The sequence below is a fragment of the Pantoea stewartii genome (genome assembly GCF_011044475.1).
GTDB lineage: Bacteria > Pseudomonadota > Gammaproteobacteria > Enterobacterales > Enterobacteriaceae > Pantoea > Pantoea stewartii.
Genome location: NZ_CP049115.1, coordinates 1,188,736 through 1,210,523, shown reverse-complemented (window position 1 = coordinate 1,210,523; position 21,788 = coordinate 1,188,736). Strand labels below are relative to the sequence as shown.

Below are 21,788 nucleotides of genomic sequence, written 5' to 3'. Positions count from 1 at the left end.
AGGTCAGCGTGTAACCTTACGTTATGCCTGCTGAGACATTGAGCGCTGAGCAAGGGGGCGCGGCGCAAAGAGGAATGAACATCATCTTCGATACCGCCGGGTCCGTCAGTAACGTGCATTGCCGGACCGGGCGCTATCCTTAACGCGGCAGAACCGGCTGACGCATGGTGCCGCTTTAACCCCGCTCAAGATTAAAGGGCAGAAGGGCTTTTTTCTGAGGACAGGCACTGCATTCGTTTTGCCTTCACCGCAAAAGAAAGCACGGGCTCACATACTGTGTCGCTTTACCCGCGCACAAACTGACAAAGCCAGAAGGGGCATTTTCTGCGAGGTATTCCGCAGCGCTGAGCGACCTGAAGGCACCGCGTCAGCGGCGCGAGGACCGCCGAAGCCAAAGTGCCTCTTCTGGCGATCTCACCCGCCGACATCACAACAATGGGTTAGCATCCCAAAACAGCTCAGCCTGACGTCTTCGCGGTAAAGGCAAACGAAGGAAAGGGAGCCGAAGCCAAAATGCCCCTTCAGGCGATTTCACCCGCCGAGAGTGCTGCACTTTATTCGACTCCCCCCGCTGTCAGGCAAACATCACCTCAGCCCAGCGCGCCAGACCAGCGGTCACTGAGGCAAAGTCATCTCCGCCAGCAATCGGTGTACCCGGCAGGGCCTGCTGCAGCGCAGCGCGCAGCAGAGGCGAACGTGCACTACCGCCCGTCAGATAGATCACTTCGGGCTTAATGTGGCTGGTCGCCAGCGCCAGATGTACCTGTTCCAGGATCTTCTCCAGCGGCTGGCTGATCGCGTCCTGCAGGGTTGCCACGCTGATATCGGCCTGTAAATCCGCGCTGATAAAATCCAGTGCGGCAGCGAAGTCAGGGCGGTCGGAGAGGGCGATTTTGCTCTCTTCCGCAGTACGCACCAGACGATAGCTCAGCTTTTGTTGCCAGACTTTTAACAGGTGTGCCACGGCGGCAGGATTTTCGGCATCCCGTACCAGATCGCGCAACAGTTTGCCGCAGGCGGTACTGTAAAAATCGCTTTGTGCAGGCACATCGTTGATGGCGACGGCATTCCACCAGGGCAGGGCAGGTAAGGCCGTGCCTTTTTGTGTCTTCCCGCCCGCGCCCAGCAACGGCATCAACGCTTTAAACGCCAGCATAATATCCAGGTCATTACCGCCCACGCGGCAGCCACTATGGCCCAGCAGGCTTTCCCGCCGGTCTGACAGATGACGCCACTGCGGCCCCATCAACAGCATCGAACAGTCGGTGGTTCCCCCACCGATGTCCACGACCAGCACGCGGGTTTCTTTTTCGAGTGTGGCTTCAAAGTCCAGCCCCGCCGCGACCGGCTCAAACTGAAACTCCACCTCCCGAAAGCCCGCGCGTTTAGCGGCACGCAATAATATGCCCTGCGCCTGCGCGTTGGCCTCTTCGCTGCCCAGTCCCTGAAAGTTCACCGGGCGGCCAATTACCGCCTGTTCAATTGACTGGTCAAGCTGTGCTTCGCCCTGCTGACGAATATGCAGCATCATGGCGCACACTAAATCTTCAAAGAAGGCGATCTGCTGGGGTTTTAACCCACTCGCGCCCAGGAAGGACTTCGGCGACTTCACGAACCAGACATCTTCCGGATCGACCATATAGTGCTGAAGCGCGGTCAGACCGAACTGCACGCTATCGGAGAGAACATCGATATCTTCTTCACGGTTATAGCGCAGCGCCCGTTGCAACAGCGCCGTGCTTTCCTGGTCCGGCGTGGCAACCTGATGATGGCGATGAAGCCATTCCGTGACGGCTTCACGTGTCGGGGAGCAGATCATCGAGGGCAGCAGGCGTTGACCGTTCTCCAGCGTTAACAGTCGTGGTGTGCCTTTTTCGCTGACCGCAATCGAGCAGTTAGCCGTACCGTAATCGAATCCAATGAACATTTTTCGCCCCCAGGCAGGAAAAAGGGGGCGACTTTAGCGCAGCTGTAAAGGTGAGGCAAGCGGCGAGCGGCAGAATTAGCGAATCGCAAAAAGGTGATCTTCACTCAGTTTGCTGAGCGGCTGGCGCTCGGCAACAGCACTGCCCCAGACTCCGTCAACATCCAGGCTGGTAAGCGTGGTCAGAACGGCCGGCACGGAGACTGGGCCCGCAAGCAATATAATATTACGTTCATTGGTCTGGCTTTGAATAATGGAAATCAGCATTTCATCCATCAGATTGTTATGCAGGTTCGCCACCAGCTCGGGTGCCAGAATCAGACAGTCCACCACTTTACCGGTTAACTGATTAAACGCATCCAGGTTACGGCCAAACTGTTGCAGCACGATGCGACAGCCTGCCTGGCGCAGTTTCATCAGTGTACCCAAAAGCTGCTCGCCGCCCGATAACACGCTGGCGGCATGCAGCGCGATACCGCTGTTACTGTTCGCCAGACCGGATTCTGCAAAACGGATACAAAGTTTCTCAACGAAAACCGGATTATAAAGCGCGTTAACATCCACGGGCAAAATTAAGGCAATGCCTTTTTGGCTCATAGCCGCAATGCGATGACGGAAAAAAGCCTCAACGATATTGTCTTCCAGCCGCTGTTTCAGCGCCGCGTCAGTCAGGTTGTTACGCAGCAGATGTTCATCCACCAGCAGTCCTTCCCGGGTAAACAACTGCACTTCAATCAACCAGACGCTGGCAGAGTGCGGCTTACCTGGCGGTGCGACAGCCCAGACCTGGAGTTCCACCTGCAAGGCATCCAGGGTTACCTGATCCAGCGAATGGTGGCTGCCGGTCAGGGCCAGCGGATGCTGTTCGTACACCATGTAGCGCCCGCGGCCGCTGCGTTTAGCGTTGTAACAGGCAATATCGGCCTGGGACAACACATCACTGCTTTGACAATTATTTGGTGAAATTTGTGTCATGCCTGCGCTGGCCCCAACCTGATAGGCCCGGCCCAGCCATTCAAAACAATAGTCGTTGACTGCACGCACGATACGCTGCACCACATCACGGGCCTGGTCCACCAGACATTCAGGCATGAGCACGGCAAATTCATCCCCGCCAAGACGGGCGAGAAAGTCGGTGCTGCGCAGGTGGTGACGCATTAAATCGGAAAGTTCGCTCAGCAGTGCATCCCCGGCGGCGTGCCCGGCGCTGTCGTTAACCGCTTTGAATTTATCCAGGTCAATAAACACCAGTACATGCTGATGTTGATGTTCAGCGGCATCGGACAGCAGTCGCTTCAGTTGCAACTCAAAACTGGCGCGATTGGGCAGGCGGGTTAACGTATCGTGCAGCGCGCTGTAGCTCAATCGTTTCATGACTTTACGTGATTCACTCACATCCTGAATGACCATCACCGCGCCGCGTTCGGTTCCCGATTCCGATTTCAGCGGCGTTATCGTGTAATGGATATCAATGTGCTCACCATTCAGGGTGTGAAGCACCCACTCTTCCGACAGATAGGGCGCAGTCTTTTCAGAATGCGTAGGGTTGATCATCAGATTTTCCACCGGCGCGCCGTGACGGCCATGGGTGATGTGAAGCAGTTCACTTACCGGTCTGCCGACCGCGGCTTCCTGTGACCAGCCAGTCATTTTTTCAGCCACCGGATTCATGAAGGTGACGCGCATGGCCTGATCCGTACTGATGACGGCCTCGCCGATGGAATCGAGCGTAATCATCATGCGCTCTTTTTCCTGAAACAGGGCTTCGTTCAGGTTACGCAGCGGCGTAATGTCCTGTGCAACGCCCAGTATGCGCTCGATCCGGCCTTCCTGACTGAGTAAACGATTCGCCTGAGAACGTATCCAGTAATGTCCTTCTTCGCGCATCACGCGATACTCCATTTGAAACGCGCTGCTTTCTTCAATGGCCTGCTGTATGGTCTGCACACAAAATGCGCGATCGTCGGGATGCACCAGTTTGATCCACAAGTCGAAGCTGGGCACTTCATCCGACTGCAAACCGAACAATGTGTACATGCGTTTATCCCACAGCATTTCTCCACTGTTCATGTTCCATTCCCACACGCCAATGCCGCCCGCTTCGTTGGCCAGCGTGATACGTTCCATTAACCGCTGGTTGACCAACTCGCTCTGTTTTAATTCAGAAATATTCACAATCTGCGCAATAAAATAGAGCGGTTGTTGTTCGCTGTCCCGTACCAGCGAAACCGTCAGCCGCACCCAGACGATTTCATGGTCCTTACGGAAGTAACGCTTCTCCAGCGTGAACGACAAAATCTCGCCAGCCAGCAGCTTATCCATTTTGCCATCGTCAATACCGAGGTCGTCAGGATGCGTAATCTGCTGGAAAGTCAGGTTCTTTAATTCGTACTCGGGATAACCCAGCGTGTCGCATAATGATTTATTCACCTGAAGCCAGCGGCCTTCGGGTGAAACCAGCGCCATGCCAATAGCGGAATACTCCATGGCGTTACGAAAACGCGTTTCGCTTTCACTGATATGGCGCGTTTCATGGCGGAACGCATCCATGACCAGCGACATAATATGGCAGGGGATTAAGACCATCAGAAACGGCAGCCAACTGACAATCATGGCGTAATTCGTCGTCGTAGGCGTGACGATTATCCAGTCTAAAGAAAGCAGCAGCGCCATAAAGCTGGCGTTGAGAAAGAACAGGACAAACGCCTCCACCTTGGGCAGCCGAACAGCGCACCAGAACAGCACGACCAAAATGAAGGTAAACGGCCAGGGCAAAAAACGCAGCGACAAATAGCTGGCAATCAGCGTCAGAACGAGGCTGAAAAGTGTTTCAAACAGCGAGGCGCGCCTGAGGTAACCCTTAGGCAAGGGCCAGGAGAGCAGCAGCAGAACCGGCCCAAGCGCGAGCATGCCGATGATTTCCGAAATCACCCATGTATAAAAGAAGGCGAAAGAGGCCTGTTGTCCAACCTGTAAAACCCACAGCGCCAGTACGCCACCAATCAGCGGCGAAATCACACCGGTGGCAAAAACAAAGCGCAGCCAGTCACGCAGCGACACCAGCGGTGCCTCGCGGTTAAGCAACGCGCGCAGCAGCATGCCACCGATGCCCGCCTGCAAAAGGTTCAACAGGGCAAATTTTAAATTTGAAAGCGCAGGACCGATGACAAACGCATTGGCTGCGGCGGTGCCAATCAGGCAGGCCACAAGGAACAACGGCAACTGACGTGATGTGCAGCGAAACACCACCACGGTCATTAAGGCGGTGGAAAACCATAAAGGCGAGATCTTGCCGCTTACTACGATCAGTTCAAGGCAGAACAAGGTCAGGACGAACGAAACCAGGCCAAGCCCGCAGGCATGAAGCCACGAATTAGGTGATTTATCTGACGAAGCCAGCGCATCAACGATCATTTATCGATCCAGCAGGGTACAAGGTATTGACATGGCAGGTGACGAGATAGCCATCCTGATTGAAGAATGCTAGCACATTTGTTGGAGAAAAAAGGGGGGAAATCATTAAATTGCGTTATTTGACCGATTGACGGGCTCGTCTGTGAGGCGAGCCCGTCTCGCCTTATTCAACGAAAAAGGTCGGCACGGGTATAGGGTTTTTCCAGGCCCGCGAGGCGGGCTGAAAAGTGCTCAAGAAACTGCTGCGTGGTGGCGATGCGTCCATGTCCCAGCAGCAGCACCGGCACCAGCAATGCGGCGGCAATCTGCGGCCAGCTAAACCCTTTTAATGCGGTTTCGCGTTGTGAAAGCAAAAAAGCTGTGCTCAGTGTAAAGCCTAACAGCAGTCCGGTCAGGACTTCGCTGAGGGAATGAGCATGGATGACGAGGCGGGAAAACCCCACCATTAAGGGGATCATATAGCCCACGCCAATGGCGAAACCGCGCCACAGGCTCGGCCAGCGTCCGGATATCAGCCAGAGCATCACGGGCCACAGGGTGGCAGACATGGCGCTGTGGCCGCTAAATCCGGTGAAGTTAAAACGGGCACTGCCAATGCCAAAGCCCAGAAAGAGAATTTTTGACAGGCTGACGACCAGCCCCGCCAGGCCAAAGGCAAAAAGCCAGTACCATACGGTGCGCCGGTTATCACTTTTCCACGGTAAAATCAGTGCAATAATCACCGCCGTGGGAATTAACAACATACTGTCACCAAAATAGGTGAGGGTCTTCCAGAGCATAGTTTTCCTTTATTTTTTTCGGGCCCCAGGCCCTTTTTGTTCAGGTTTGTAAGACCTGATACGTGCTGTGCATCGTCATGCTGTCTGAGAGGGCTAGTTTATCGATGAAATCATTCGAGTTAAAAGGGGAAAGTCTGAAAACCGGCCATGCCATTTCTCTGGCATCAAAAGACCGAAATCCCTATACTTAGCGCCAAATCACCCTCTCCGTTCAGCCCCATTAACTGGGTGCGCAGTTTGCGTACAGTTTCTGGCTCCAGTATCAGGTTTTTAAAAGTATGACTGACAAGTCCCATCAGTGCGTGATCGTTGGCATTGCAGGTGCATCCGCATCCGGTAAAAGTTTAATCGCCAGTACCCTGTATCGTGAAATTCGCGATCAGGTGGGTGATGAACACATCGGTGTTATTCCCGAAGATGCCTATTACAAAGATCAAAGTCACCTCACCATGGAAGAGAGGGTTAAGACCAATTATGACCATCCCAGCGCGATGGATCATGATTTGCTGTTACAGCACCTGCGCGCTGTCAAAGCAGGACAGGACATTGAACTGCCGGTTTACAGCTACGTTGAGCACACCCGCACGCAAGAGACGCTGCATCTCAAGCCCAAAAAAGTCATTATTCTTGAAGGCATTCTGTTGTTAACGGATGCGCGGTTACGCCAGGAACTGAATTTTTCCATTTTCGTCGATACGCCGCTGGATATTTGCCTGATGCGCCGAATGAAGCGCGACGTCAATGAACGCGGTCGCTCAATGGATTCCGTCATGAGTCAGTATCAGAAAACGGTACGCCCGATGTTTCTGCAGTTCATTGAACCGTCAAAACAGTACGCGGATATCATCGTGCCGCGCGGTGGTAAAAACCGCATCGCGATTGATATTCTGAAGGCCAAGATTAATCAGTTTTTCGAGTAGTTTACGTCTCAAAAGGCGTGACGCGAACAGGTTAAAAGCACAGATGCGCCCTGTTCGCTACACTTACTTCATGGAGTTACCGTAATGAGATTATGCGACCGCGATATTGAAGCCTGGCTCGACACCGGAAAACTGGCGATTACCCCACGGCCAACCGTGGAACATATCAATGGTGCAACAGTGGACGTGCGTTTGGGCAATCAGTTCCGGACGTTCAGCGGACATACCGCGCCGTTTATTGATTTAAGCGGCCCGAAGCACGAGGTCAGTGCTGCGCTGGATCGCGTCATGAGCGATGAGATCGTGTTGCCGGAAGGTGAGGCGTTCTTTCTGCATCCGGGCGAACTGGCGCTGGCGGTAACGCTGGAATCTGTCACGATTCCCGACGATCTGGTGGGCTGGCTCGACGGGCGTTCTTCACTTGCCCGCCTCGGGCTAATGGTTCACGTCACTGCGCACCGTATCGATCCGGGCTGGCAGGGCCGTATCGTGCTGGAGTTTTATAATTCAGGCAAACTGCCTCTGGCGTTGCGCCCTGGCATGTTGATTGGTGCGCTAAGCTTTGAACCGCTTTCTGGTCCGGCAGCGCGTCCCTATAATCGCCGTGAGAATGCAAAATATCGTGGCCAGCAGGGTGCTGATGCCAGTCGTATCGACAAAGATTAATTCATGAGGATGTGATGAGAAGAGTGATAACCACGCTGGCCATTCTACTGGTGGTGGTCGTAGCGGGATTAACGGCGTTGGTCATGCTGGTGAACCCTAACGACTTCCGTAGTTACATGGTGCAAGAGGTCGAACAGCGTAGCGGTTATCAACTCACTATCGATGGCGACCTGCGCTGGCATGTGTGGCCGAAACTCAGCATTCTCGCCGGACGGATGAGCCTGACGGCACCCGGAGCGGCGCAACCGGTTGTTTCTGCCGATAACATGCGTCTGGATGTTAATCTTCTGCCGTTACTTTCCCATCAGCTCAGCGTAAGCCAGGTGATGTTAAAAAATGCCATCGTGCGGGTCACGCCAGACAGCGCCGCGCGGGCACCTGAGAACGCGCCGCGCGCGCCACACAACAGCGAACCCACCTCGTCTGCCAGCTGGTCGTTTGACATCGACAATCTGCAACTGTCCGACAGCCTGCTTATCTGGCAGCAGCCGGGCGGGGACGCCTTTACCTTCCGTAATCTTAATCTGGATATGGAGCAGGATCAGTCCAGAATCGCCACGATCGGCCTGACGACCAGTCTGACCCGTAACCAACGCACCGCTGTCCTGACGCTGAAAGGTCAACTGGACAAATCACGCTATCCGCATCAGTTGAGCGGCCAGGTGGCGCAGGTCGACTATAACCTGACCGGAGCGAGCCTGCCGCCAGAGGGCATTAAAGGCACGCTGAGCTTTCAGGGCAACTGGGACCTGGATAAAAATCGTTTTGACGTGAGCAATCTTAAGCTGACCGCTAACGACAGCGTGCTCAGCGGGCGCGCTGAAGGCGAACTTACGCCGCCGCAAAAGCTGGCGCTGGATCTTCATGCCAGCGCACTCAATATGGACAATCTGTTGTTTATCTCGACCCTGACCCAGCAGATGAGTGGACAAAACAGTCAGATTGCCCCGGCACCGGTCATCGCGGACCAGCCTGAACCGACCAATGCAGACTCCCCGCTTAACGACATTGATCTTGATTTGTCGCTGCAGGCCGATAGCGCGGTCTGGCGTGGCCTGAACCTGACCAAACTCTCCCTCAAAGCGGTTAATCAACAGGGGCTGGTAACCTTCAGTACATTATCAGGCAATGTGGGGCAGGGGAGCTTCTCTGTACCGGGCAGTATCGACATTCGTCAGCCTGTTACGCAGGTCGCTTTTACGCCGGTGCTGAACCAGATAGCTATCCAGCCTTTATTAAAAGCGCTGGCCTTGCCGCCGTCGCTGCAGGGAACCCTGAGCCTTAAAGGTGAATTGTCGGGTGAAAATCTGACGCTTGCGGATGCAAAACGCAGCTGGCAGGGCAAGGCCGATATCCAGGCGCATGATCTGAAACTGGCCCAGCTCGACTTACAGCAAATGGTGCGCAGTGCCGTGGCACGTGTCAGCGACCGTGTCAGCAGTGATTCTCAGGCGTCCGGACAGGGCATTGAGCAGATGAGCGGACAACTGGCCATGAAAAATGGGCTGCTGACGTTAAGTCATCTCGACGGTGGAGGGAAGGCGCTGACGCTGCGCGGCGAGGGGCGTATCAATCTGGTGCAGCAACAGCTGGATGTGACGCTGGGCCTGACACTGAGCGACTGGCGCGGCGACGAAAACTTGGTGGCCGCGCTGTCCGACCAGGTGATTCCGTTCCGTATTTATGGCAGTTGGGCTAATCCGCAATATACGCTGCCGGTAGATGATGTCATGCGTGACAGGCTACAGAATGAGGCAAAATCCCGCCTCAATCAGTGGCTCGATCGTCAACAGGCAAAAGACAAGAACAGTACGCACCCGTAATCACCGTCGGCAGCCGGCGCTGAATTACGCTTTCAGCGCCGCACCGTCGACGTGAGGTACAATCCCTACCTTCTGAATCCGATGCTGGTCGACCTGTAAAGTCCGTAGCCGGTATTCGCCAAGCTGAATCTCTTCGCCTTCCTGCGGCACATGTTGCAGGCGATCCATCATTAAACCTGCGATCGTGTGGTAATGCTGTGTGTTTTCTCGCGGCAGCGTGACGTAAAGGGCCAAATCGTCCAGTGGCATATGGCCATTGGCAATCCAGCCGCCTGCGCCGTCAGGCTGAATGTCGTGGCGCGCCTCTGAATCGGCTTCGTTCGGCAGATTGCCCGCAATCGCCTCCATTAAATCGCTCAGCGTCACCACGCCTTCTACCGACCCGAACTCATCGACCACAAACGCAAAATGCGTCTGTGCCTGGCGGAACTGCTCCAGCGCCTGTAACACCGTTATGCGCTCATGGAAGACCAGCGGCTGACGGATCAGGCTACGCAGATCCAGGGCATGCCGATGCAGCGACTGATGCAACAGATCGTTAACATGGACAACACCAAGCGGTTCATTACCGTTTTCGGTGATAACGATGCGCGTATGCTGATTGCGGTCAAGATCGGCCATAATGACGTCGGGGTCGTCGCTTAAATCAATGTGCTGAACATCATGGCGCGTGGTCATAATTGTGTCGATACGACGTTGCCCCAGTCCCATCACGCTGGCAATCATCACACGTTCCTGCCGGTTAAACAGGGCAACAGACTCACCGTCAGCCAGCATAGAAGCGGTTTGCGTATCCAGCTCGGCCTGTTCCGCTTCACCACGCAGCAGCCGCAGCACGGCTTCAGCTGTGCGCTGGCGAAGGGGCCGTCCGGCTGACAACACTTTACGGCGGTTAAACTGTGCCAGCTGATTCAGGGCTTCAATGACGACGGAGAAACCGATCGCGGCATACAGATAGCCCTTGGGAATCGCAAAACCAAACCCTTCCGCCACCAGACTGAAACCAATCATCAGCAAAAAGCTCAGACACAGAATCACGATGGTCGGATGGTTGTTAACAAAGCGCGTCAGCGGTTTACTGGCTAACAACATCAGTAAAATGGCGATAGTGACCGCCGCCATCATGATCGGCAGATCGTTGACCATCCCGACGGCGGTAATCACCGCATCCAGAGAAAAAATGGCATCCAGCACGACAATTTGTGCCACGACGGGCCAGAATTTAGCGCCGCCCTTTTGTTGAGTGTCCTCCGCATCGCTGCCTTCAAGTCGTGTGTTAAGTTCGGTGGTCGCTTTGAACAGCAAAAACAGCCCCCCGCACAACAGCAACAGATCACGCGCACTAAAGGCATGATGCGCGAAGGTGAATAAAGGTTGAGTCAGCGTTACCAGCCAGGAAAGCGAGGCTAACAGCAGCAGGCGACAAACCAGCGCCATGAGCAGACCAATAATGCGCGCGCGGTCGCGCAACGCCGCAGGCAGTTTCTCCACCAGGATAGCGATAAACACAAGGTTATCAATACCCAGCACCAGCTCCAGAACGATTAGCGTTACTAAACCTGCCCACAATGAGGGATCGGTCATTACCTCCAGCATGCGTTATTCACCTGAATGTCTAAAAATAAGCTTTGTCTGATGATAGTGGACAGACGGCGTCGGGACAAATAGCGGAATGACAGGCGCTTTACGCTTTATTTAGACACAGACCACTTTAATTACAGGCGAATTAATGGACGAAATGATTAATGCAGGAAGGACTGTAAGGGATAAAGGTTGCAGATTAATGTCACTACACTCGCCATTCAGAGGAATTTCTTATGCGATTAATCCTGGTGCCAACATGGAATAAATCTGATTTTTTTCTTCCCTGGCACCCAAAATGAGCGGCTTCAATACTTATTACTGGTAGTCTTTTTCCTAAAATAGTCCGGTGATGGCGGGGTCCACTTGTAAACAGGCCAGTAATAACTAGTATAGCAACGAGTTAGTTAACGCCTGCGTCTGAACCTGTAATTTGCGCAATCATCCGTCAGGGTAAGCAGCGGAATGTAAACGCATTCGGCAAGGGATGCGTTGTGCGCCTTCATTTGTGGCGCAGGGAGAACCCGAGGCTATCAAGGCGGTATTGGCACCGACAGCCAAGGGCGGTAGCGTGCCTGACTTGCCGCTGTGGTTTGATATTTAATCAGTCCTGTGTGGGTAAAGTCAGAGTAATCTGTTGGTATTGAGTACGGGATTATTGTTTTCATAGTCAATGACAATGGCGTAAATGCCGCAGGAGCTCCCCTCAGAAACGCTTCAGGCTCAACATCAGTACTGTTCACTTCAGGGTCTGGTCGTGGTGGGTTAAGGAAATAAAATAAAGAGTTAAATATGCGCGATAACCATTTTACGTTTAAAAGTCTTATCACCAAATTATTATTGGCTTGTTCTGATTTAATATGTTTCAACGCGGCATTATTTATCGCGATGATGCTAATTAATTTGACATCTCCGTCTCTTTTATCGGATATGTCTGACCGGGAATTAAATTTAAAAATTGCTACCCACATTTGCCTGTCACTAATTTGCGTTGGCTGGTTCTGGGTCAGACTGCGTCATTACACCTATCGCAAACCTTTCTGGTTCGAATTAAAAGAAATTTTTCGTACCATTCTTATTTTTTCCGTTATTGAACTGTCAATCACGGCACTGTCTCAGTGGCAGATGTCCCGTTTTGTCTGGCTGCTGACCTGGCTTATCACGCTGGTGATTATTCCTGTCTGTCGCTCCGTTTTTAAACGCGTCTTAAATAATTATGGCCTGTGGAAAAAACAGACCATCATTATCGGCAGCAGTAAAAATGCCCAGGAAGCGTGGGAAGCGCTGCAAAGTGAAGAAGTCATGGGATTCGATGTCATTGCCTTCTACGACGTTGATGGGACCTGCCCTCAGGACGTCATGTCGGGCGTTCCTGTTCTGCGCGACGAACAGGACGTATGGAAGCTGACCAATGCGGACACCCAGTTCATCGTGGCGGTGGAATTCGAGCAAAGCCAGTACCGTGATATGTGGCTGAAATCACTGGCTATGCACAACTGTCGCTCCGTTTCTGTCATTCCGACGCTGCGCGGCGTACCGCTGTACGGTACCGATATGGCCTACATCTTCAGCCATGAAGTCATGATCCTGCGCGTGCAGAATAACCTGGCTAAGCGTACGTCACGCTTCCTGAAGCGCGTGTTCGATATTGTCGGCGCACTGTCTATCATCGTCATGCTGCTCCCCGCGCTGCTGGTGCTGGGTTTTCTGGTCGGCCGGGATGGCGGTCCACCGATTTATGGTCATGAGCGCGTGGGCATGAATGGCCGTAAATTCAAATGCCTGAAATTCCGTTCGATGGTGATCAACTCCAAAGAAGTGCTTGAGGAAGTGCTGCGTACCGATCCGGTCGCCCGTGCTGAGTGGGATAAAGATTTCAAACTTAAAAACGATCCACGCATTACCAAAGTCGGCCACTTCATTCGTAAAACCAGCCTGGATGAGCTGCCGCAACTGTGGAACGTCGTTCGGGGTGATATGAGTCTGGTAGGACCGCGTCCTGTCATCGAAGACGAGCTGGCACGCTACGCCGGTGACGTGGATTACTACCTGATGGCCAAACCCGGTATGACCGGACTGTGGCAGGTCAGTGGTCGTAACGACGTAGATTATGAAACGCGCGTCTATTTCGATTCCTGGTACGTGAAAAACTGGTCGTTGTGGAACGATATCGCCATTTTGTTCAAAACCGTCGGTGTCGTGCTTAAGCGTGATGGTGCTTATTAACCGCAGGAAAAAGGTGCCAGCCTCTCTCTGACAGCACACGACAGGGGAGCGGGTTGGTACATTTTTCTAAAAAAAAGCGGTACGGCATTGATAAACAGCCATGTTCTGCTTTGCTTTATTTCTTTCTGGGTAAAGCGCGTGATCGGTAAAAGACAGGAGCTAAGAATAATGAACGACATGTTCAGTGCCTGAGTCAGGATAGTTTACTTTTTTTGAGCGCTTACACAGCGGCGTACTTGCCTCTATCAAACATTAACTGATAGCGAAGATCTAAATGATTACAATGAAAATGAAGATGATACCTGTTTTGGTATCTGCCACGTTTATGGCCGGCTGTACCGTCGTGCCGGGGCAAAATTTATCCACTTCGGGAAAAGATGTCATTGAGCAGCAGGACAACAACTTTGACATCGACAAGTACGTTAACGTGTATCCGTTAACGCCGAGCCTGGTGGAAAGAATGCGTCCTAAGCCACTGGTAGCACAAGCCAACCCGTCACTGCAAAATGAGATTCAGAACTATGAATACCGTATCGGCATCGGTGATGTGCTCACCGTGACCGTATGGGATCACCCTGAACTCACCACGCCCGCTGGTCAGTACCGCAGTGCAAGCGACACCGGTAACTGGGTCCATTCAGATGGCACCATTTTTTACCCTTATATTGGTCGGGTCCGTGTCGCAGGCCGGACCGTAGGGGAAGTGCGTAATGAGATCGCGCGTCGCCTGGCACAGTACATCGAAAGTCCTCAGGTTGACGTCAGCATTGCTTCCTTTAAGTCACAGAAAACTTACGTAACCGGTGCGGTGACCACCTCAGGTCAACAGCCTATTACCAACGTTCCGCTTACTATCCTGGACGCAATTAACGCTGCGGGCGGACTGGCTGCGGACGCCGACTGGCGCAACGTGGTTCTGACGCATAATGGCCGCGAACAGCGCGTGTCATTGCAGGCGTTGATGCAGAATGGCGATCTGAGCCAAAACCATCTGCTTTATCCGGGCGACATTCTGTATGTGCCGCGCAACGACGATCTGAAAGTCTTCGTTATGGGTGAAGTGAAACAGCAGGCCACCCTGAAGATGGATCGCAGTGGCATGACGCTGGCGGAAGCACTGGGCAATGCGGCGGGCATGGATCAGACCACGTCGGATGCGACCGGTGTCTTTGTTATCCGTCCGACACGCGGCACAGACCGCAACAAGATCGCCAATATTTACCAGTTGAACACCAAAGATGCTGCATCGATGGTGATGGGTACCGAATTCCAACTCGAACCTTACGATATCGTCTACGTGACCTCGACGCCGCTGACGCGTTGGAACCGCGTGATATCGCAGTTGATACCAACCATAGCCGGTGTTAACGATGCGACACAGGCCGCACAACGCATCCGCAACTGGTCGAACTAAGGTTTCGCCATGATTAAGTCTGTGTTAGTCGTCTGCGTAGGCAACATCTGCCGCTCTCCTACCGGAGAGCGGCTGTTCAAACGTGCGCTGCCGCAACTCTCTGTCGCCTCAGCCGGTCTGGGTGCCCTCGTCGGGCACGCGGCGGATAAAACCGCCTCTGACGTCGCGGCCGATAACGGGTTGTCACTGGAAGGGCACGAGGCCCAACAGTTAACGGCCAACCTGTGTCGGGAATATGACCTGATTCTGGTGATGGAAAAGCGCCACATTGAACAGGTTAACCGCATTGACCCGGCCGCGCGTGGCAAAACGATGCTGCTTGGGCACTGGCTCGATCAGAAGGAAATTGCGGATCCGTACAGAAAAAGCCGTGAGGCCTTTGAAGAGGTTTACGGGTTACTGGAACACGCCACTCAGAAATGGGTCAGCGTTTTAAGCCGATAGTTGGGATTATCCATGAATAGTAAAAATAAAGTCATGACCGCGCCACGCGAGGAATCGAATGGATGGGATCTGGCACACCTTGTGGGACAGCTGATTGATCACCGGTGGGTGATCGTCGCTGTGACCGCTTTTTTCATGCTGGTGGCAACCCTTTACACCTTGTTTGCAACACCCATTTACAGCGCCGATGCGATGGTTCAGGTCGAGCAAAAGAACACCAGCACCGTTCTGAATGAACTGCAAACGCTGATGCCGACCACGCCTGCTTCTGACACTGAGATTCAGATTCTGGAATCACGCATGGTGCTGGGCAAAACCGTTCAGGACCTCGGTCTGGACGCGGTGGTCTCACAGAACTATTTCCCGGTTATCGGTAAAGGTCTGTCGCGCCTGATGGGCAATAAACCGGGCGAGGTCGCGGTTTCCCGTCTGGAGATCCCACGCACTATCGACAAACGCAGCGTTAAGCTGGAAGTGACCGGAAAAGACAGCTACACCGTTTCGGCTGACGGGGATGAGCTGTTTAAAGGAAAAGTCGGGCAGTTTGAAAAACACGGTGATGTCAGCATGCTGGTCAGCGATATCAATGCTGAACCCGGCACCACATTTACCGTCACCAAACTGAACGAGTTGCAGGCGATTAACAGCATCCTGTCTAACCTGACCGTCGCGGATAAAGGAAAAGATACTGGCGTGCTGGGCCTGCAGTATGTGGGTGAAGACCCGGATCAGATCAGTAAGGTGCTGAACCAGATCGTCAACAACTACCTGTTGCAGAACGTTCAGCGTAAATCTGAGCAGGCGGAGAAAAGCCTGGAGTTCCTGAAAACGCAACTGCCTGAAGTCCGGGCCAAACTGGATCAGGCTGAAGATAAGCTGAACGCCTTCCGCCGCGCGAATGAATCCGTTGACCTCTCACTGGAAGCGAAATCGGCACTGGATTCTTCCGTCAGCGTACAGAGCCAGCTTAACGAGCTGACTTTCCGTGAAGCCGAAGTGTCGCAGCTGTTTACCAAAGATCACCCGACCTATCGTGCGCTGCTTGAGAAGCGCAAAACGCTGGAAGATGAGCAGGCTGAGTTAAACAAGAAAATTGCGCAGATGCCGAAAACCCAGCAAGAGATTCTGCGTCTGACCCGCGATGTGCAGTCAGGCCAGGAAATCTACATGCAGCTGCTTAACCGTCAGCAAGAGCTGAGCATCAGCAAGGCCAGTACCGTGGGTGATGTTCGCATCATCGACCAGGCGGCCACCGCTAACGCACCGGTAGCACCGAAGAAGCTGTTGATTATCGCCGCCAGCTTTATCCTGGGCCTGATGGTTTCCGTGGGCGTGGTTCTGCTTAAAGCCCTGTTGCATCACGGCATCGAAAATCCAGAACAGCTGGAAGAGCTGGGCATGAACGTCTATGCCAGCGTACCGCTCTCCGACTGGCAGCGTAAGAAAGACACCGAGGCGCTGGCACGTCGTGGCCACAAGGTGAAAACCGATCCGCATGACACGCTGCTGGCGCTGGGTAATCCGACCGATCTGTCCATTGAAGCGATTCGTAGCCTGCGTACCAGCCTGCACTTCGCCATGATGGAGGCGAAAAACAACATCCTGATGATCACCGGGGCCAGCCCGGGCATTGGTAAAACCTTTATCTGTGTCAACCTGGCGACGCTGGTGGCTAAAGCCGGTCAGAAAGTGCTGTTTATCGACGGTGACATGCGCCGGGGTTATACCCACGAACTGCTGGGTGCTGATAACAAATCCGGGCTGTCAAACGTCCTGTCCGGCAAAACGGAGTTTAGCCCGGCCATGATTCAGCAGGGCGCGTACGGGTTTGATTTCCTGCCACGTGGTCAGGTGCCGCCGAACCCGTCGGAGCTGTTAATGCATCGCCGTATGAGTGAACTGCTGGACTGGGCAAGCAAAAACTACGATCTGGTCCTGATTGATACACCGCCGATTCTGGCCGTTACCGACGCGTCCATTATCGGCAAACTGGCCGGTACGTCGCTGATGGTGGCGCGTTTCGAAACTAACACCACGAAAGAAGTGGATGTCAGCTTCAAACGCTTTGCCCAGAACGGTATCGAAATTAAAGGGGTGATTCTGAACGCCGTGGTACGCAAAGCCGCTAACTCTTATGGTTACGGCTACGACTACTACGACTACGAATACGGTAAACCCACGAAAAGCTAAGCGCTAAGTGAGAAGGGGCGGGTTTCACCGCCCCTTTTGATCGCTGGCTTGCGATGACGACACGCAACGATTTGCACAGATGATTCTGGATAGAACGCACAATAAGCGACGATCTCACGTCAATCATCAGAATTCATCATCAACATGCCCTGGTCTTTCACGCAGACCCGCTGAGACAGCCGCCTGGAAGGGCATCAGCGCTGGCCACTGTTGGCATGTGAACTTGTGGATTTAAGGAATCACACCATGGCTCCATATTGGTCAATATCAGGGTTTTTGCTGCTGCTTTCGCTGTTCGAAATCCTGGTTAAAAAAGACGAACGCACAAATTATGCTTTAACCTGGCTGCTCTGTATTGCTGCCATGATTTTGATTGTTTTCGGCGGTATTCGCGGTCTGGGCACCGGCATGGATGACTTTCAGTACCGGAGTTTCTTCGAGGACTTCGTACGACGCATTCAGATTAACGGTTTTTTTAATACCGTCGCTTTTTTCCGTTACGAACCGCTGATTTTCGCCATGGCCTGGCTGACCAGCCTGTTTTCGCACAATGCCAGCGTCTTTCTGTTTGTGTTTTGTGCCATTGCAGTTTCCATAAATACCTACTTCTTTAAGAAGATGTCACCCTATCCGGTGCTGGCGCTGGCGCTGTATTCCGCGCACATCTTTATTAACAAAGACATAAACCAGATTCGCTTTGGCCTGAGCTCCGCGCTGTTCCTGGGTGTGCTGTGGTCCATTTACCTCAAGCGTTACTGGTGGGCATTTACCTTTTTTATTCTGTCCTTTATGAGCCACAATACCGCCGTTATGGTGGTGACGCTGGTGCCGTTCCTGTTTATTCGTGACTGGCGCTGGTGGCCGGTGGTTATCATTCTCTTCAGTCTGCCGCTCTCCGTTGTCGGCGGTTCCAGCTTTATCGCGCTGATTGCCGGTCATCTGGGGTCGCTGGGTGAAAGGGCATCGGGCTATAACAATGACCCGTCCTACGCAATGGATGGCAGTATCCTGTCAGTCTCGAACCTGAAAAACATCATGCTGGTGTTTATCTTCTTCTATTTCATGCTGACGGAAGAGCTGAAGCGCGAAAATTACGCCCAGTACCGTCTTAACTATCTGCTGATTTTAAGTTTTGCTATCGGCGGGGCGATCAGGATCTTCCTGTACAACTTCCCGTCGGGTTCACGTCTGTCCAACTATTTGCAACAGGTCGAGCCGATTATCCTGACCTCGCTCATCTTTCAGGCCAGGCGCGTCTGGAAGCCCGCACTGTTTGGCATGCTGGTTTTCTTCCTGCTCTATTACCTCTACTACAACACCATTTCCACCAAACAGGCGGTTGTCGGCTACGAAGTGGCGCAGGAGTTTTGGTTGACTCGCTAATCAACCCGGCGATCGTCCTCCCGTGAAAGGCGTCACGCAGGGGCGGTTGCCAGTCAGAACACAGGTTTTTCTTCGACCTTTGTCGATTGAATTGTTTATTTTTGAACTATTTTAATGAGGTGCTGGCAATGAAGGACATTCGTTTCTCCATCGTAATTCCGGCTTATAACGCGTCAGAATCGATTGTCACGACGCTGGATTGCGTTAAAGCACAGACGTATCGTCATTTCGAGGTCATCATCGTTGATGACAAATCGGCGGATGCCGCCGCGCTCGCCGAGGTGGTTCGCAGCGAGCGTTACCAGGACCTGGACGTCAACCTGGTGTTGTCAGAGGTCAAGCTGAATGGCGCAGGTGCGCGTAACAAAGGCATTGAACTGGCCACGGGCGACTATGTCAGCTTCCTGGATGCCGACGATGAATGGCACGCCGATAAGCTACTGCAGGTCACAAAAAAAATTGCCGAACTTGAGGCGCAGGGCAAAGACAAGACCATTATCTTCAGTCAGGTGAATATCTATCAGGACGGCGCGTTCCTGAAAGTCATGCCAATGCAGCCGCCTGCTGAAAATGAAACGGTGGCGGAATATCTGTTCGGTTGTTATGGCTTCATTCAAACCAGCACGATTGTGCTGAAGCGTGAAGATGCCGCCAAAATTCAGTTCGATGCGCGCTTTATTCGCCATCAGGATTATGACTTCTGTATCCGTGCCGATCGGATGGGTTACCAGTTCGAGATGATTGACGCGCCGCTGGCTAACTATCATCTGGTGACCTCGTTCGGTTCAAAGCACAAAGGGGAATCGGTCAAGTACTCCCTGTTCTGGCTGGATACCATGAAGCCGCACCTTACCGCGCGTGATATTCACACCTATAAAGCCTTTAAGCTGCCGCTGCGCTACAAAATGGACGGCAACGCCCTGATGGCGAGCGTGAGTTTTGCCCGCTATTTCTTGCTCACTAATAAAGACAATCGCACCTACTTCCTCAACCGCGTGAAAGACAAGCTGAAAGCGCGTTTTGGCGGTGAAAAGGCACTTTCCTGATTCTCTTAAATGTTGTGACGTTTCTGTGCTGCCGGAAGCCTCTCCCGGTCGCTCCGTCTTTTTATTTATTCAGGTATGAAAATGACTAATCACTCTGGTACCGTTGGCATCGTGATGCCTATGTATAATGCCCGCCAGACGGTATTACGCGCCGTGCAGTCCGTGTTAAATCAAACCTATCAGGACTGGCACCTCTATCTGATCAACGATAAATCCACCGATGACTCCCTCGCCTGGGTAACAGAACAGTGCCAGGATCCGCGTATTACGATTCTGGACAATGCCGTGAACATGGGCGCAGCCGAAACCCGCAATGTCGGCTTGCGCGCGGCCAAAGAAGAGATCATTGCTTTTCTGGACAGCGATGATGAATGGCACAGTGATAAACTGCGTCAGCAGATGCAGGCGATAGCCGATGGGGATAATCTGGTTATTACCGAATATCATTATAAAACCCGCAAAGCTGACCACGATATCCGCTACTCGAAGCCGTATTTACAGCAGGACAACTTCGTAAAAAAACAGTACCGTGTCTGCTTCTCTTCCGTGTGCTTTCGCCGTCCACCAGGCGGTATTTTTTTCCAGCGCAAAGGTCATGAAGACTTCCTTTTCCTCTACGAACTGTTTAGCCGTTATAAACAGGCCAGGATAATTCAGACAATTCTGGTGAATTATTATGAGCTGGGCGATTCTCTGTCGCGTAATAAAAATAAAGCCGCGAAATGGCACCTCGAACTATTAAGAATTATCTATAAAAACAATCCGTTAAAAATCTATTACTATTACGCCTGGTATATGGTGAACGGTGTGCTTTTTAGCCTGAAACACCGTTAAGCCGATCGGCAGGATTGTCTGTAAACTTTGAGGTGGATAACGTTTCATGAAAAAAATCGTCCTGGTGATCAAAGACGCTTACTCGTATGCCGGCACCGAGAATATCTGTAACTTTATGTCGGAATGCCTCGGTGATGAGCACGACGTCACCATTTACTCGCTGGAAGGGCACGGTCAGCCGTTTTACCCGTTTGAAAAGGTTAAGCGCATCGTCAGCTTTGAAGGGGAAAGTAACCCGATTAAAAGTGCGGTGGCACGTATCCAGCAGGAAGGCTTTGATACCGTGTTTTTGATCAGCATGGGCCGCCTGAGCGTGATGTTTGCGTTCTGGAATCTGATGACGTTTAAAAAGAAACGTTTCAAAGCCTATGCCTGTGAGCACGTGGCCATCAACTCCTTTAGCAAGCCCATTAAATTCCTCAAATTCCTGCTTCTGCGCTACTACGACCGCGTGATTGTGTTGACGGATAAAGATCATCAGGTCTTTCAGCGCTGGCACATTCCCAGCCAGACCATCCCCAACCCGGTCGTATACAAAGCCTGGCAACGCACCTCGCGTCATCGCCAGGCGCTGGCAGTCGGCCGTCTGGACAATCAAAAGGGTTTTGACCTGCTACTGGATATCTGGCGCGACTTTGCCAAAGCCCATCCAGACTGGACCCTGGTCATTGCCGGTGACGGCGAGCTGCGCCAGCAACTGCACGATCAGGCTGCCGTGCTGGGCATCACCTCCAGCGTGAAGTTCGTCGGCAAAGTCAGCAACATCAACGACTACTATCGCGACAGCGATATGGCGCTGATGACCTCGCGTTATGAAGGTTTACCGCTGGTTTTGCTGGAAGCCAAATCGTGGTCGTTGCCGGTGGTGGCGTATGACTGCCCGACGGGTCCTCAGGAGATCATCAATCACGGTGAAGACGGCTTCCTGGTGCCAATGAACAAGAAAAGCGAATTTCTGGCGCGGATGGAGCAACTGGCGAGCGATGATGCCTTGTTCTACGCCATGAGCGAAAAAACCCAACACACTGCGCTGAAATTTGACGGCAAACAGATTAAACAAAGCTGGCTGGCGCTGGTGTAAACGGGCTGGAGATGCTCATTTTTGCTGTGCCTCATGGGACACCTTTTATGGCTGAGTTTACAG

15 protein-coding genes are annotated in these 21,788 nt (G+C 52.8%); 11 read left to right on the top strand and 4 right to left on the bottom strand.

Going from position 1 to position 21,788, the window contains the following annotated elements; all coding sequences use genetic code 11:
• Positions 1 to 574 precede the first annotated feature (574 nt).
• The 3 genes from yegD to G5574_RS05735 form a co-directional block, all read right to left on the bottom strand.
• The gene (yegD, locus tag G5574_RS05745; protein WP_054687528.1) at positions 575 to 1,927 is read right to left on the bottom strand and encodes a molecular chaperone; all 1,353 of its coding nucleotides are present in this window, start codon (positions 1,925 to 1,927) and stop codon (positions 575 to 577) included.
• Positions 1,928 to 2,002: 75 nt separating this feature from the next.
• Positions 2,003 to 5,338 (bottom strand): diguanylate cyclase, encoded by a 3,336-nt coding sequence (locus G5574_RS05740; protein WP_164482237.1) that lies wholly within the window; start codon positions 5,336 to 5,338, stop codon positions 2,003 to 2,005.
• A 167-nt stretch (positions 5,339 to 5,505) separates the two neighbouring features.
• Positions 5,506 to 6,117 carry a phosphatase PAP2 family protein gene (locus tag G5574_RS05735; RefSeq protein WP_006119881.1) on the bottom strand — a complete coding sequence of 204 codons (612 nt, stop codon included), beginning with the start codon at positions 6,115 to 6,117 and terminating at the stop codon, positions 5,506 to 5,508.
• Between the two features lie 278 nt (positions 6,118 to 6,395).
• Between G5574_RS05735 and udk the strand changes: the two genes are divergently transcribed.
• From udk to asmA, 3 genes are all read left to right on the top strand, one after another.
• On the top strand, positions 6,396 to 7,037 hold the full coding sequence (gene udk / locus G5574_RS05730; RefSeq protein WP_006119880.1) for a uridine kinase: 642 nt from the start codon (positions 6,396 to 6,398) through the stop codon (positions 7,035 to 7,037).
• A gap of 84 nt (positions 7,038 to 7,121) precedes the next feature.
• A complete protein-coding gene (gene dcd / locus G5574_RS05725) occupies positions 7,122 to 7,703 on the top strand; it encodes a dCTP deaminase (protein ID WP_006119878.1) in 582 nt (193 codons plus the stop codon).
• A 14-nt stretch (positions 7,704 to 7,717) separates the two neighbouring features.
• The gene (gene asmA / locus G5574_RS05720; RefSeq protein WP_164482236.1) at positions 7,718 to 9,526 is read left to right on the top strand and encodes an outer membrane assembly protein AsmA; all 1,809 of its coding nucleotides are present in this window, start codon (positions 7,718 to 7,720) and stop codon (positions 9,524 to 9,526) included.
• Positions 9,527 to 9,550: 24 nt separating this feature from the next.
• Here the strand turns inward: asmA and G5574_RS05715 are convergent, their stop codons facing one another.
• Positions 9,551 to 11,122 carry a TerC family protein gene (locus G5574_RS05715; protein ID WP_054633470.1) on the bottom strand — a complete coding sequence of 524 codons (1,572 nt, stop codon included), beginning with the start codon at positions 11,120 to 11,122 and terminating at the stop codon, positions 9,551 to 9,553.
• 777 nt (positions 11,123 to 11,899) lie between these two features.
• Between G5574_RS05715 and wbaP the strand changes: the two genes are divergently transcribed.
• The 8 genes from wbaP (at position 11,900) to G5574_RS05675 (ending at position 21,725) form a co-directional block, all read left to right on the top strand.
• Positions 11,900 to 13,333, top strand: a complete 1,434-nt coding sequence (gene wbaP / locus G5574_RS05710) for an undecaprenyl-phosphate galactose phosphotransferase WbaP (protein ID WP_164482235.1) — start codon at positions 11,900 to 11,902, stop codon at positions 13,331 to 13,333.
• 274 nt (positions 13,334 to 13,607) lie between these two features.
• Positions 13,608 to 14,747 carry a polysaccharide export protein gene (locus tag G5574_RS05705; RefSeq protein WP_033740498.1) on the top strand — a complete coding sequence of 380 codons (1,140 nt, stop codon included), beginning with the start codon at positions 13,608 to 13,610 and terminating at the stop codon, positions 14,745 to 14,747.
• 9 nt (positions 14,748 to 14,756) lie between these two features.
• On the top strand, positions 14,757 to 15,191 hold the full coding sequence (locus G5574_RS05700) for an arsenate reductase/protein-tyrosine-phosphatase family protein (RefSeq protein ID WP_006119871.1): 435 nt from the start codon (positions 14,757 to 14,759) through the stop codon (positions 15,189 to 15,191).
• 12 nt (positions 15,192 to 15,203) lie between these two features.
• Positions 15,204 to 17,381: a tyrosine-protein kinase Wzc gene (wzc, locus tag G5574_RS05695; RefSeq protein WP_033740496.1), complete on the top strand. Its 2,178-nt coding sequence runs from the start codon at positions 15,204 to 15,206 to the stop codon at positions 17,379 to 17,381.
• 246 nt (positions 17,382 to 17,627) lie between these two features.
• Positions 17,628 to 18,764, top strand: a complete 1,137-nt coding sequence (locus G5574_RS05690; RefSeq protein ID WP_006119869.1) for an EpsG family protein — start codon at positions 17,628 to 17,630, stop codon at positions 18,762 to 18,764.
• A 128-nt stretch (positions 18,765 to 18,892) separates the two neighbouring features.
• Positions 18,893 to 19,810 (top strand): glycosyltransferase family 2 protein, encoded by a 918-nt coding sequence (locus G5574_RS05685; protein WP_164482234.1) that lies wholly within the window; start codon positions 18,893 to 18,895, stop codon positions 19,808 to 19,810.
• A gap of 81 nt (positions 19,811 to 19,891) precedes the next feature.
• Entirely contained in the window at positions 19,892 to 20,644 is a 753-nt protein-coding gene (locus tag G5574_RS05680; RefSeq protein ID WP_006119867.1) for a glycosyltransferase family 2 protein, read from the top strand.
• A 46-nt stretch (positions 20,645 to 20,690) separates the two neighbouring features.
• A complete protein-coding gene (locus G5574_RS05675) occupies positions 20,691 to 21,725 on the top strand; it encodes a glycosyltransferase family 4 protein (RefSeq protein WP_054687535.1) in 1,035 nt (344 codons plus the stop codon).
• Positions 21,726 to 21,788 lie beyond the last annotated feature (63 nt).